The sequence below is a fragment of the Kineococcus rugosus genome (assembly GCF_050871975.1).
GTDB lineage: Bacteria > Actinomycetota > Actinomycetes > Actinomycetales > Kineococcaceae > Kineococcus.
In genome coordinates this window covers 34,306-47,442 of record NZ_JBJLSJ010000003.1, presented here as the reverse complement: position 1 = coordinate 47,442, position 13,137 = coordinate 34,306, and the positions used below count along the sequence as shown (strand labels likewise).

13 protein-coding genes are annotated in these 13,137 nt (G+C 75.1%); 10 read left to right on the top strand and 3 right to left on the bottom strand.

From position 1 onward, the window contains the following. The first annotated feature begins 2 nt into the window (after window positions 1-2). The 5 genes from ACRYM6_RS02275 (at window position 3) to ACRYM6_RS02255 (ending at window position 5,392) form a co-directional block, all read left to right on the top strand. Window positions 3-1,904 (top strand): chorismate-binding protein, encoded by a 1,902-nt coding sequence (locus ACRYM6_RS02275; protein ID WP_432540845.1) that lies wholly within the window; start codon window positions 3-5, stop codon window positions 1,902-1,904. A 112-nt stretch (window positions 1,905-2,016) separates the two neighbouring features. Beyond that, window positions 2,017-3,894: a TNT domain-containing protein gene (locus ACRYM6_RS02270; RefSeq protein WP_432540843.1), complete on the top strand. Its 1,878-nt coding sequence runs from the start codon at window positions 2,017-2,019 to the stop codon at window positions 3,892-3,894. 116 nt (window positions 3,895-4,010) lie between these two features. Further along, the gene (locus tag ACRYM6_RS02265) at window positions 4,011-4,379 is read left to right on the top strand and encodes a hypothetical protein (protein WP_432540841.1); all 369 of its coding nucleotides are present in this window, start codon (window positions 4,011-4,013) and stop codon (window positions 4,377-4,379) included. A gap of 119 nt (window positions 4,380-4,498) precedes the next feature. Beyond that, a complete protein-coding gene (locus ACRYM6_RS02260; RefSeq protein WP_432540839.1) occupies window positions 4,499-4,885 on the top strand; it encodes a hypothetical protein in 387 nt (128 codons plus the stop codon). 33 nt (window positions 4,886-4,918) lie between these two features. Further along, window positions 4,919-5,392: a hypothetical protein gene (locus ACRYM6_RS02255; RefSeq protein WP_432540838.1), complete on the top strand. Its 474-nt coding sequence runs from the start codon at window positions 4,919-4,921 to the stop codon at window positions 5,390-5,392. 14 nt (window positions 5,393-5,406) lie between these two features. Here the strand turns inward: ACRYM6_RS02255 and ACRYM6_RS02250 are convergent, their stop codons facing one another. The 3 genes from ACRYM6_RS02250 to ACRYM6_RS02240 are packed head-to-tail and all read right to left on the bottom strand — an operon-like array spanning window position 5,407 to window position 7,081. Next, complete coding sequence (locus ACRYM6_RS02250; RefSeq protein WP_432540837.1) at window positions 5,407-5,691, bottom strand: hypothetical protein; 285 nt, start codon at window positions 5,689-5,691, stop codon at window positions 5,407-5,409. Continuing rightward, window positions 5,688-6,524: an aminotransferase class IV gene (locus ACRYM6_RS02245; RefSeq protein ID WP_432540836.1), complete on the bottom strand. Its 837-nt coding sequence runs from the start codon at window positions 6,522-6,524 to the stop codon at window positions 5,688-5,690. Before ACRYM6_RS02245 ends, ACRYM6_RS02250 begins: the two co-directional genes overlap by 4 nt. Before the next feature lie 5 nt (window positions 6,525-6,529). After that, window positions 6,530-7,081: a hypothetical protein gene (locus ACRYM6_RS02240; protein WP_432540834.1), complete on the bottom strand. Its 552-nt coding sequence runs from the start codon at window positions 7,079-7,081 to the stop codon at window positions 6,530-6,532. Between the two features lie 167 nt (window positions 7,082-7,248). Between ACRYM6_RS02240 and ACRYM6_RS02235 the strand changes: the two genes are divergently transcribed. Genes ACRYM6_RS02235 through ACRYM6_RS02215 form a run of 5 tightly spaced genes read left to right on the top strand, consistent with a single transcriptional unit; the run spans window position 7,249 to window position 13,118 of the window. Further along, window positions 7,249-8,322 (top strand): PhoH family protein, encoded by a 1,074-nt coding sequence (locus ACRYM6_RS02235; RefSeq protein ID WP_432540833.1) that lies wholly within the window; start codon window positions 7,249-7,251, stop codon window positions 8,320-8,322. Further along, a complete protein-coding gene (gene ybeY, locus ACRYM6_RS02230; protein WP_432540832.1) occupies window positions 8,319-8,840 on the top strand; it encodes an rRNA maturation RNase YbeY in 522 nt (173 codons plus the stop codon). The genes ACRYM6_RS02235 and ybeY overlap by 4 nt, the downstream gene beginning before the upstream one ends. Before the next feature lie 2 nt (window positions 8,841-8,842). Further along, complete coding sequence (locus tag ACRYM6_RS02225) at window positions 8,843-10,171, top strand: hemolysin family protein (protein WP_432540831.1); 1,329 nt, start codon at window positions 8,843-8,845, stop codon at window positions 10,169-10,171. Continuing rightward, a complete protein-coding gene (gene era / locus ACRYM6_RS02220; RefSeq protein ID WP_432540830.1) occupies window positions 10,164-11,084 on the top strand; it encodes a GTPase Era in 921 nt (306 codons plus the stop codon). The genes ACRYM6_RS02225 and era overlap by 8 nt, the downstream gene beginning before the upstream one ends. Window positions 11,085-11,093: 9 nt before the next feature. After that, window positions 11,094-13,118, top strand: a complete 2,025-nt coding sequence (locus ACRYM6_RS02215; protein WP_432540829.1) for an alkaline phosphatase family protein — start codon at window positions 11,094-11,096, stop codon at window positions 13,116-13,118. Window positions 13,119-13,137: the final 19 nt, after the last annotated feature.

The window sequence follows — 13,137 nt, the reverse complement described above, 5'->3', positions numbered from 1 at the left end:
GGGTGCGCTGGCTCGTCGTGGACAACCACGACTCCTACACCCACAACCTCGTCCAGCTCCTGGCCGTGGCCACCGGCACCGACCCGGTGGTCGTCAGCGACGACGACGTGGCCCCCGGCGAGCTCGACCTGGACGGGTTCGCCGGGATCGTCGTCTCCCCGGGACCCGGTCACCCCGCGGTGGCCCGCGACTTCGCGCTGTCGGCCGACGTGCTGGCCCGCGCGCAGGTCCCCGTGCTGGGGGTGTGCCTGGGGATGCAGGGCATCGCGCTGGCCGCCGGGGCGGTCGTCGACGCCGCCCCGCAGCCGCGGCACGGGTTCGTCGACCGGGTCCGGCACACCGGGACCTCCGTGCTGGCGGGGCTGCCGCCGGGTTTCGCCGCGACCCGCTACCACTCCTTCCGCGTCGCCGAACCCCTGCCGGACGACCTCGAACCCCTCGCCTGGGCCGACGACGGCGTCCTCATGGCGCTGCGGCACCGGCACCGGCCGCAGGTGGGGGTGCAGTTCCACCCCGAGTCGGTCGCCAGCACCACCGGCGCGCGGATCGTGGAGAACTTCGTCCGCTGGTGCCGCCGGTTCGGCCACCCCGTGCGGCACCGGGTGCACGCCCGGCGGCTGCCCGGCGCCGCCGACGGCGAACGGGTCCTGGCCCACCTGTTCGGCGGCGAGGCGTTCTGGCTGGACTCCGCCGCCCGCGGCGCCGGGTCGGGGCGGTTCTCCTTCCTGGGGCCGCTGGACGGTCCCGCCGTCGGCTCGCTGGCGGAACTGTCCACGCGGCTCGCGGCGACCGGGGTCGACGGCGCCGACGCGCTGCCGTTCGAGTTCACCGGCGGCTGGGTCGGCTGGGCCGGCTACGAGGCGAAGGGCGAGTGCGGGTTCCCCACCGGTGCCGGGGACGGCACCCCCGCCGCGCACTGGGTGTTCGTGGACCGCTTCGTCGGGATCGACCACGACACCGACCACACCTGGGTCGTCGCCCTCGACGACCCCGCCTGGGTGGAGCGCACGGCCGCCGCGGTGGCGGACCCGCCGCCGCTGCCGGACCCCCCGCCACCGCCGGACCTGCCGGTGACCCTGGAGACCTCCCCGGCGCGGTACCGCCGCGACGTCGTCGCCGCCCAGGGGCAGCTGCGCGCGGGGGAGAGCTACGAGATCTGCCTGACCACCGGCGCCCGCGTGCCCGCGACCCCGGACCCGGGAGCCGGGTTCGCGGCGTACCGCCGGTTGCGGCGGGACAACCCCGCCCCCTACGCGGCGTACCTGCGCGCCGCCGGGGTCGAGGTCGTCGGCAGTTCCCCTGAACGGTTCCTGCACGTCACCGGCACCGGTCAGGTCGAGACCCGGCCCATTAAGGGGACCGCCGCCGTCGACACCGATCCCGCTGCCCTGCAGTCCGACCCGAAGACCCGCGCCGAGAACCTCATGGTCGTGGACCTGCTGCGCAACGACCTCGGGCGGGTCTGCGCCCCCGGGACCGTCACGGTGCCGCACCTCATGGAGGTCGAGACCCTGCCGACCGTGCACCAGCTCGTGACGACCGTCCGCGGCCGGTTGCGGCCGGACGTGGGCGCCGTCGACTGCCTGCGGGCGTGCTTCCCGCCCGGGTCGATGACGGGGGCGCCGAAGCTGCGCACCACGCAGATCATCGACGCCCTCGAGCAGCGTCCCCGGGGGATCTACTCCGGGACGATCGGCTGGTTCTCCCTCACCGGCGCCGCCGACCTCGCCGTCGTCATCCGCACCGCCGTGCGGGCCGGCGGGGAGTGGCGGGTCGGGGCCGGTGGCGCGATCGTCCTCGACTCCGACCCCGACGCCGAGGTCGACGAGGTGCTGCTGAAGCTGCGCGCCCCGCTGGCCGCGCTCACCACCCGTGCCCCCTCCGGGGCCGAACGGGGGACCTGAGGGGACCGGGCCGTCGGCCGATCGGGCGCTGCCGGCGGTTCCCGTCGCCGGGACGTCCCTACCGTGGGCGGCAGTGCCGCGACGGGTCGGCGTCCCCCACGGAGGTCGAAGCGTGCGCCTGGTCGAGATCAACCCCGACGCCGTGCGCGGGGTCGAGCGCGACGTCCGGGCGACCCGCGACGAACTCCTCGGCACCTGGTCCGGCCTGCGGACCCGCGCCCGGTCCCTGGGCGTCGCCCCCGACGCCTTCGACGACCTGCTCGTGCTGGCCGACGGCCTCGACCAGCGGGTCCTGCCCGTCGTCGCCGAGCACCGCCGCCGCGCCGAGGACCTCGCCGCGCTGCGGTACTCCGGGCGGTTCGGCCAGACCCTCACCGTCGTCGACGGCACCGCCGCCCCCGCCCCGGCCGGGCTGAGCCCCGCGTTCGAACCCGCCGGGACCACCACCCGCGTGACCTGGGCGCCCGGTAGCGACGACGAGCTCGACCTCGACGACCGGGTCGCGGCCGCGGCCCGGTCGGTCACCGACTGGCTCGGCGGCACCGTCGAGCGGGCCGAGCACGCCGTGCGCGAGGGGTTCGAGCGCGTCGCCCACGACGTCACCACCGCCTGGCGCACCGGCGCCGCCGTCGCCGACGTCGCCCGCGACCGGGTCGAGGCCACCCTGCGGGCCGCCGCGACGATCGCCCCCGTCCTGGCCGAGCAGACGTGGGACACCGTCCGCACGACCGCCACGACGGCCTGGCACGCCGCCCCGGACGTCGCCGCGGCCCTGTGGGACGCCGCCCCCCACGCCGTCGTGGCCGCCGTCGCCGACGCCGGGCGACGCTGGGACGAGGTGACCGGGGAGGCCGGGGAGTGGGTCGACGGGCACCTCGCGGGCGTCCGCGACTGGATCGGCGAGCACGTCGGCGCGTTCCGCTGGGTCGCGAAGGCGCTGCGGATCGTCGGCTGGGTCGTCGTCGCGATCGGCGCGGTCCTCACCGTCGCGCTCGCCGTCGCCGGGGCCCTCGGGGTCGGCGTCGTCGTCGGCGCGGGCACGTTCGGCGTCGGGGCCGTGCCGGGCGGCCTGGCCGGGGCGCTGGCCGGGGCGCAGGCGGGGATGCTCGTCGTGGGGGCGGGGTTCACGCTCGTGTCCGCCGGCGACTTCCTCGACGTCCTCGCCGACTGGGGCGAGGGCACCATCGACGGCCAGGACCTCATGCAGCGCGGCGCGGGCGAACTCGCGATGGCCGCCACCTCCCTGATCGGCGTCGGGGCGATCGCCAAGGGCGGGCAGAAGCTGTTCAAGCACCTCCCGACGCCGTGGCGGCAGGAGATCGACCGGTTCCTCGACCGGTACCTGCACCCCACCGGGACGTACCCCACGGTCGGCGGTCAGGCCGCCGGGCGCGGCTGGACGCGGGCGGTGGAGGAGGAACTCACCGCCCGCGAGAAGCAGTACGGCCACGACGTCGGGGACGGCGGCACCGCCGAGCAGGCCCAGGGGTACCTGGCGAAGCAGACCCAGCCCTGGGCCACCGACCTCGGCGCCGACCCCGCCCACCCGTGGGGGAAGGACCCCGTCACCGGCGCACCCTTGACGCAGGAGGAGTGGGCCGCGCGGTACCTGCACCAGGACGGCTCCAGGCGGTGGCCGCCGAACGACGGCGCCGTGCCCGGGACGAAGATCCTCTACGACGACCTCGCCGCCTTCAAGGACACGTTCGGCAGCCGGTTCGACCGGATCGGTCCCCCCACCGGGGGGTACCTGGGGATCCCGCCGGGGACGCCGTACGGCGACAGGGCCCTGCCGCCGTACACGATGGGAGCCGACCTGCACGAGTACTCGCTGGGTGGGGAGATGCCGGACTGGATGCGCATCGAAGTCTCGGAGATCGCCCCCGCGTTCGGGCAGCCCGGCGGTGGGCGGCAGGTGCGGTTCATGGACACTCGGAACGATGCGGAAGTGTCTGTCGAGGACCTCAAGAGGATGGAGGTGCTGAAGTGACGGTGATCGACCTGGACGAGACCGTCGTTCGGTTCGCGGAGCTCGGGGAGCAGCCGGTCCGACCCACGCCCGAGGGTGTCGAGTGGGGAGATCTCGATGTGACGCGGCAGGTGTCGGTGGAGGGGGACCGTTTCGTCGTCACGACCACCGAGCGGGGCAAGACCCGGACCGACTTCAGCACCGACGACGTAGGGGTTCTGAACCACTACCTGCTCGTCCAGTTCGGTGAGTCGTGGCGTCTTCGGCGTGGTCTGCCGATCGTGGTGACCCGCCTGTACCCGCCGGTCCCGGCCGGGTTCGAGGTGCGGGCTGATCCCCGCGGTGACGTCGAGATGTCCTGGACCGCCGACGACGGTCGCACGGTCACCGCGGGGAACCTGCGGTTCGAGTCCGAGCGCCGGCTGGCGAACGTGTGCCGGGTTCCGCTGCCCGTTCTTGAAGCGACGCTGTTGGACGACAGCGGCCGACCGCAGCCGTTGTTCTGACCGAGGGGTGGGCTGGCGCGATGGTCGTGGTCCTGGATGAGAGCGTCCCGCGGATGGCGCAGTCGCGAGGGCGACCGATCCGGCTCACGGACGAGGGAGCACTGTGGGGGGACCTCGACGTGACATACCGGCTGACGGTGGAGGGGGGCCGCTTCGTCGTCACCTCCGTCGAGCGGGACGAGCCCCGCGTCCACGTCACCACCGATGACGCGGGGGCTCTGAACCGGTACCTGCTGGTGGACCTCGGTGAGTCGCTGCGCACGAGTCGTGGGCTACCGATCGTGCTGACCGACCAGTACCCGCCGGTCCCGGATGAGTTCGAGGTGCGGGAGAACCCCGTGGGGGACGTCGAGATCGTCTGGACCGCTGAAGATGGTCGTAGGGTCACCGCCGGTGAGTTCTCGTTCGGGGCCGAGCGCCGGTTCGCGAACGTGTGCCGGGTGCCGCTGCCCGTCCTGGAGGCGGCGTTGCTGGACGACAGCGGCCGCCCGCAGCCGTTGTTCTGACCGGGAGGGAGTGCCGACAGCGTGAACGTGGTGGTGGACGAGACCGTCCTGCGGATGGCCGAGCGCGAGGATCGGCCGATCCGGCTCGCGGACGGCGTGGCGGTGTGGGGAGACCTCGACGTGGTGCAGACGGTGACGGTGCAGGCGGGCCGCTTCGTCATCACCTCTCTCGAGCGGGACGAACCCCGGATCGACTTCACCACCGACGACGCGGAGGCTCTGAACCGGTACCTGCTGGTCGACATCGGTGAGTCGTGGCGTCTACGCCACCGGTTGCCGATCGTGCTGACCGACCAGTACCCCTCGGTTCCGGAAGGGTTCGACGTGCGCCCCGAATCCTCCTGGTACGTCTCGCTGTCGTGGACGGCTGAGGACGGTCGCACGGTGACCGCCGGGCGGTTCCGTCTCGGAGCCGAACGCCGGTTCGCGAACGTGTGCCGGGTACCGCTGCCCGTCCTGGAGGCGGCGTTGCTGGACGACAGCGGCCGCCCGCAGCCGCTGTTCTGACCCGCGCGCCGGGTTCAGGCCGACGGGGCGCGGAACCCGGTCCCGCGGACGTCGGTGCGCAGCCCCGCGGCGTGCAGCTCGGCGGTGATCCGCCGGGTCGCGGCGGTGACGTCGGCGGCCGTGGGGCGGTGCGGGCAGGGGACCTCGACGACCACGACGGGGTCGTCGCCGGTGGGGGTGACCCGTTCGATCGCCGCGTGCAGCCCCGCGGCGCGCAGGACCCGCAGGCACTGCTGCTCCTGCTCGGACTCCGTGGCCAGCACGACGGTGAGCCGGCCGTCCTCGTACGAGGTGCTCACCCTGCGATGGTCCCACCGGGCGCCGGGCCCGCCGAGCCGTCGCGTGTCCCGAGGGCGATCGCGGCCAGCAGGGCCGTCGCCGCCGCGTCGGTGCCCACGGCCCGGCCGTCGAGGGTCAGCACGGGCGCCGCGCCGCGCAGGCTCGACAGCAGCCAGACGCCCTCGCTCCCCGGCAGGTCCCCCGGCCGGACCGGGGCCTCGGTGACCCCCACCCGCGCCGCGACCGCGGCCAGCGTCGTGCCGGGCAGCACGGCGCGACCGGCCTGCGGCGGGGTGTGCCAGCGCCCGTCCCGGCGCCACAGGACGTTCGCCGTCGGGGCCTCCAGGACGAACCCGTCGGCGTCGACGAGCACGGCGTCGTCGGCTCCGCGCCGGGCCGCCTCGCGCAGCGCGGCGGAGTTCACCGCGTACGAGGACGTCTTCGCCGCGGCCAGCAGCCACGGCGCGTCCGGGACGGTGGCCGTCCCCCGGGCCAGGGTGATCGCCCGCACGCCCGCACGGCCCCGCACGACGCCCGCGGGCAGCGGTCGCACGGTGGCGAACTCGACCCCGCCGCGGGCCACGGTCAGCCGCAGGACCGCCTCGGCGCCCGCGGGGACGTCCGCCGCGAGCCGGGCGGCCAGCGCGGCCCACTCCCGCCGGTCCACCCGGACCCCGAAGGCGGCCGCGGACCGCTCGAACCGGTCCAGGTGCGCGTCCAGCCGCACGATCCCGTCGCGGACCAGCAGGGTCTCGAAGAACCCGTCCCCGCGCAGCCCCGGGTCGTCGGCGGTGGCGACCGGGGCGTCGGCCGCGACCTCCCCGACGCCGCGCACGACCGTGCGGGCGCGCACGCCGCTCACACCCGGCCCCACGCCTCGACGCCGGTGGTGACGGGTCCGCCGGTCGCCGGCGACCGCCCGACGGCCGGCGCCAGCAGCTGGTCCTGGGCGGCCTCGGCCAGCGGGTACGGCCCGGGACTCTGCCCGCGGGCCCGGGCGGCGGTGCGCTGCAGCAGCACGGCCGGCGCGATCTCCTGGTCGTCCAGCCGGGCCCCGACGAAGGGGTTGCGGAACACCACCCCGCCCTCGGAGGACAGGTGGTCCAGGTCGGCGCCCTGGACGTCCTGGTGGTGCCCCGTCTGGCGGCGCTCGATCCGCGACGTCACGACCGTGCGGGCGTCGACGAGCCGGACGACGGTGTCGTCGACGCGCTCGCCGAGGCTGCCGCGCACCACGGTCCGCCGGGTCCGCAGCGGGTCGCGGGTCTGCGTGCCGGTGGAGTCGTGCAGCGCGCTGCGGCCGTCGCCGTCGCCGACGTCGGACGTCGCGATCGTCGTGGTCCGTGGCCGGGGTTCGGCCCGGCCCGTCCAGCCGCCTCCGGTCAGCGCCAGTCGCGCGGGAGCGTCCACGGCGACGACCGTAGCCCGGACCGCGGCCCGCGCCGCCGGCCGGCCGCCGGTCAGCCGAGCGAGAACAGGCGCGCCCTCGCGCGCCCCGCTCGTTAGGATCGGGGCGACAGCGCGGACCCTGAGCCGCACCCCCTCAGCACGGAGGCGAACGGCCCCCCGGGGCGATCATGGCCAGCACCGACCCCACCCCCGAGACCCCCGACGCCCCGGCCGCCGCGACCGGACCCGCGCACGGACCGACCCGGCACGTCATCGTCGTGCCGCCCGACGTCCCGATGGTCGGGCTCCTCGGCGCCCGCGACGAACTGCTGCGCGTCCTCGAGCGCGCCTTCACCTCGGTCGACGTGCTCGTGCGCGGCAACGAGATCACCGTCACCGGGGCCGCCGGTGAGGTCGCGCTCCTGGAGCGCCTCGTCGACCAGATGACCGCCGTCCTGGCCGCCGGGCAGCCGCTGTCGCCCGACGCCGTCGAGCGGTCCGTCGCCATGCTGCGGGCCCAGGCCAACGGCACCGGCGCCGACCGCCCCGCCGACGTCCTGACGATGAACATCCTGTCCAGCCGCGGGCGCACCATCCGGCCCAAGACGGTGAACCAGAAGAACTACGTCGAGGCCATCGACGCCCACACCGTCGTGTTCGGCATCGGCCCCGCCGGGACGGGCAAGACCTACCTGGCGATGGCCAAGGCCGTGCAGGCGCTGCAGGCCAAGCAGGTCAACCGCATCGTCCTGACCCGGCCCGCGGTGGAGGCCGGTGAGCGGCTCGGCTTCCTGCCCGGCACCCTCACCGACAAGATCGACCCGTACCTGCGGCCGCTGTACGACGCGCTGCACGACATGCTCGACCCCGACTCCATCCCGCGGCTCATGGCGGCCGGGACCATCGAGGTCGCGCCGCTGGCGTACATGCGCGGGCGCACCCTCAACGACGCGTTCATCATCCTCGACGAGGCGCAGAACACCTCCCCCGAGCAGATGAAGATGTTCCTGACCCGCCTCGGGTTCGGGTCCAAGATCGTCGTGACCGGCGACGTCACCCAGGTCGACCTGCCCAGCGGCACCGACTCCGGGCTGCGCGTCGTGCAGGACATCCTCGAGGGCATCGAGGACGTCCACTTCTCCCGCCTCACCTCCGGCGACGTCGTCCGGCACCGCCTCGTCGGCGAGATCGTCGACGCGTACGGCCGCTGGGAGGAGGCCCGACCGCGGGCCGCGGGCGCGGCCGGGGGGCGCAAGCGGTGAGCATCGAGGTCGCCGACGAGAGCTCGTTCGCGCAGGGCCGCGGCGTCGACACCGTCGAGGTGTCCCAGCTGGCCCGGTACGTCCTGGACGAGATGCGGGTCCACCCCCTGGCCGAGCTGTCGATCCTCATGGTCGACGTCGAGGCCATGTCCCGGCTGCACGTGCAGTGGATGGACGAGGAGGGCCCGACCGACGTCATGTCCTTCCCGATGGACCAGCTGCGCCCGGGCCGCGAGGGCGGCACGTCGGAGCCGGGGCTGCTCGGGGACGTCGTCGTGTGCCCCGAGGTGGCCGCCGCGCAGGCCAAGGCGTCCGGCCACGCCACCGCCGACGAGGTCCTGCTGCTCGTCACCCACGGCATCCTGCACCTGCTCGGGTACGACCACGCAGACCCCGACTCCGAGCGCGAGATGTTCACCCTGCAGCGCGGGCTGGTGCTGGGCTTCCTGGCCCGCATCGGCCGCCCGGGCGACCCGACCCCCACGGTCGGGCACCGCGCGCTGCCGTCGGGGGACTGAGGGTGGGCGCCCCCGCCGCGCCGCTGCTCGCGCTGGCCCTCGTCCTCGTCGTGGCCGCCGGCCTGGTCGCCGCGGCCGAGGCCGCCGTCGCCGGGACCTCCCGGCGCCGGGCCCGCGACCTGCAGGACGACGGCCGCAAGAACGCCGCCGCCCTGGCCCGCGTCCTGGAGCGGGCCTCCTCGGTCATCGCGGTGTGCACGCTGCTGCGGGTCGTCTTCGAGACCCTCGCCGCCGTGTGCGTCACCGTCGTCGTCGCCAGCTGGTTCGACTCCTGGTTCGCCGTCCTCGTCCTGGCCGGCCTGGGCATGTCCGCCCTCGACTTCGTCCTCGTCGGCGTGGGGCCGCGGACGCTGGGGCGCCTGCACGCCGAGACCGTCGGTCTGCTCGCCGCCCCCGTCCTGGCCCCCCTCACCACCGTCCTGGGGCCGCTGGCCCGCGCGCTGGTCGCCGTCGGCAACGCCGTCACCCCCGGCCGCGGCATGCGGCACGGGCCGTTCGGCTCCGAGGCCGAGCTGCGCGAGATCGTCGACCTCGCCGGGGAGACGTCCGTCATCGAGGCCGGCGAGCAGCGGATGATCCACTCCGTCTTCGAGCTCGGCGACACCCTGGCCCGCGAGGTCATGGTGCCCCGCACCGACGTGGTGACCGTGCGCCGCGGCAGCGGCCTGCACGACGCCCAGGCGCTGTTCCTGCGCTCGGGGTTCTCCCGGATGCCCGTCATCGGCGAGGACGCCGACGAGGTCCTCGGCGTCGTCTACCTCAAGGACATCGCCCGCCGGTTCCACGCCGACCCCGCCCGCGCCCGCGGCGAACGGGTCGAGGACGTGGCCCGCCCCGCCGTCTTCGTCCCCGACAGCCTGCCCGTCGACGACCTCATGCGGCAGATGCAGCGCGACAACGTCCACGTCGCCGTCGTCGTCGACGAGTACGGCGGCACCGCCGGGCTGGTCACCATCGAGGACATCATCGAGGAGATCGTCGGCGACATCTCCGACGAGTACGACCGCGCCCGCCCCGAGGTCGAGCCCCTCGACGACGGCGGGTTCCGCGTCTCGTCGCGGCTGCACGTGGAGGACCTCGGGGAGCTGTTCGGCAAGGAGATCGAGGACGAGGACGTCGACACCGTCGGCGGCCTGCTCGCCAAGACGCTCGGTGAGGTCCTCGTCCCCGGCGCCGTCGGGGAGGTCCACGGCCTGCGGCTGGAGGCCGACGCCCGCGAGGGCCGGCGCAACCAGGTCCGCACCGTCCTCGTGCACCGCCTGCCCGAAACCCCGGACGACACCGACCCGGTGCTCGTCGACGACCGCGCCGGAGGGCGAGACCATGACTGAGAACCCCACCCCCCGGCCCCACCGCTCGGGGTTCGCCTGCTTCGTGGGCCGCCCCAACGCCGGCAAGTCCACCCTGACGAACGCGCTCGTGGGCCAGAAGGTCGCCATCACCAGCTCCCGGCCCCAGACGACCCGGCACACCGTGCGCGGCATCGTCCACCGCCCCGACGCCCAGCTCGTCCTCGTCGACACCCCCGGGCTGCACCGCCCCCGCACCCTGCTGGGGCAGCGGCTCAACGACCTCGTCCACGAGACCCTCGCCGAGGTCGACGTCGTGGCCCTCACGATCCCCGCCGACGAGAAGATCGGCCCCGGCGACAAGTTCATCGCCGAGGCGCTCGCGGCCGTCCCGCGCTCGACGAAGGTGGCGCTGGTCACCAAGACCGACAAGGCGTCCCGGCAGCAGGTCGCCGAGCAGCTGCTGGCCGTCTCGGCGCTGGGCGAGGAGGTGCTGGGCGGGTTCAGCGACGTCGTGCCGGCCTCGGCGCTGACCGGCGAGCAGGTCGACACCGTCGCCGACGTCCTGCTGTCGCACCTGCCCGAGGGACCGCGGCTGTACCCCGACGGCGAGCTCACCGACGAGCCCGAGACCGTCATGATCGCCGAGCTGGTCCGCGAGGCCGCGCTGGAGGGCGTGCGCGACGAGCTGCCGCACTCCCTGGCCGTCGTGGTCGAGGAGGTGACCCAGGGCGAGAACGGGGTCCTGACGGTCTTCGTCTGGCTGTACGTCGAGCGCGACTCCCAGAAGGGCATCGTCATCGGCAAGGGCGGTGCGCGGCTCAAGGACGTCGGGACCCGCGCCCGCCGGCAGATCGAGGCGCTGCTGGGCGCCCGGGTCCACCTGGACCTGCGGGTGAAGGTGGCCAAGGACTGGCAGCGCGACCCGAAGCAGTTGCAGCGCCTCGGTTTCTGAGCCGGTCCCGTGCGCGCCTGGTTCGTCCTGTCCGCCCGCGACGCGCGGGACCTGCTGCTGTCGCTGCTGCCGACGGCGTTCGCCCTGTGGATCAGCGCGCACCTGGTCACCGGGGTGCAGTACGAGTCGCCGTTCTGGCTGCTGGCCTCGGCCGCCGTGCTGGCCGTCGGGGACCTGCTCGTCCGGCCGCTGCTGGGGCCGCTGAGCGCGCTCGTCGGCCCCCTGGCCACGGTCGTCGTCGGCGTCGCGGTGCAGCTGCTGCTGCTGCACACCGCGCTGACCGCGGTGCCGGGGCTGGACCTGCGCTCCCTCAACGCGCTGTGGCAGGTGTACCTGTGGACGGGCCTGGTCGGGGTCGCCGTCCGCTGGCTGGTGGGCTCGAACGACAGCCGCTGGGTCGTGCGCGGGCTGCTGCGCCACCGGCCCCGGGACCCCGGCACGACCCGGCCGCCGGGGCTGCTGGTCGTGCAGGTCGACGGGCTGTCGATGCCGCTGCTGCAGTTCGGCCTGCACTCCGGGACGCTCACGACGATCGCCCGCTGGCTGCGGCAGGGGACGCACCTGGCCGAGGGGTGGCGGGCGCAGCTGCCGTCGACGACCCCGGCGAGCCAGGCGGGGTTCCTGCACGGCACCACCGAGGAGATCCCCGCCTTCCGCTGGTGGGACCCCGAGCTGCGGCGGGTGCTGGTCGCCAACCGCCCCGCCGACGCGGCCGTCATCGAGCGCCGCGCGGTCGAGGCCGCGCGCGCTGCGGGCCGCCGGGGGCTGCTCGCCGACGACGGGGCGAGCATCGGGAACCTGTTCGCCGGGGAGGCCGGGCACGCGCACCTGGTGGTCTCCACCTCACGGGCCGGGGGGTCCGGGCGGCCCTACCTGCGGTACGTCGCGCGGCCGTTCGTGCTGGTGCGCAGCCTGATCCTGACCCTGGGCGAGATCGTCAAGGAGTTCTACCAGGGGTGGCAGCAGCGGGTGCGGCGCATCGAGCCGCGCATCCCGCGGCGCGGGTGGTACGTCCTGCTGCGCGCGCTGACGAACGCGCTGCTGCGCGACCTGAACGTGGCCCTCGTGGCGCAGGAGCTCGCCGACGGCCGCGCCGTCGTGTTCGTCGACTTCCTCGACTACGACGAGGTCGCCCACCACGCCGGGGTCGCCCGGCCGGAGTCGCTGGACGCCCTGGCCGGGATCGACCGGGTGCTGCAGACCCTCGCGGACGTCGCGGCGGTGGCGCCGCGCGACTACCGGGTGGTCGTCGTCTCCGACCACGGGCAGGCGCAGGGCCCGACGTTCGCGCAGCTGGGCGGGCGCTCGTTCAAGGACGTCGTCGCGGACCTGCTGGACGCCGAGGGCCCCACCCACCCGGTGGTCGCGACGGCGGCCGGGGAGGAGATGCGCGGGCGCGTCGACGTCCTGGTCCGCGAGTTCGCCCCGCACGCGAGGTCCGAGCGGGTCAGCGCCCGGCACGAGGAGGAGGAACCGGCGGCCGGGCGGGACGCCGTGGTCGTCGCGACGTCGGGGTGCACGGCGCTGCTGTCGGTCCCGGACGCGCCGTCGGGCCGCATCGACCTGACCGAGTTCGACCGCCGCTGGCCGGCGCTGGTGCCGGGGCTGCTGGCGACCCGCGGGGTCGGGTTCGTCGCGGGTCACCGGGGCGACGAGGTCGTCGTCCTGGGGGCGCAGGGGGAGCGCGACCTCGTCTCGGGCCGGGTCCGGGGCGCCGACCCGCTGGAGGCCGTCGGCCCGCGCGCGGCCACCGACCTGCTGCGGGTCATGCGGTTCGGCAACGCCCCGGCGCTGTTCGTGCACTCCACGGTGGAGGCGGTGACGGGCGAGGTGCACGCCTTCGAGGAGCAGGTCGGCTCGCACGGCGGCCTCGGCGGCGGCCAGAACGAGGCGGTGCTCGTGCACCCGGCGGAGTGGAAGGTCGACGAGGAGCTGCGCGACCGGTCGGTGCCGGGGGAGGCGCCCCTGGTGGGTGCCGCGACGGTCCACGAGCAGCTGGTGCGGTGGATGCAGCAGGTGGGGTTGCGGTCGTGACCCCGAGGACCGAGGAGAG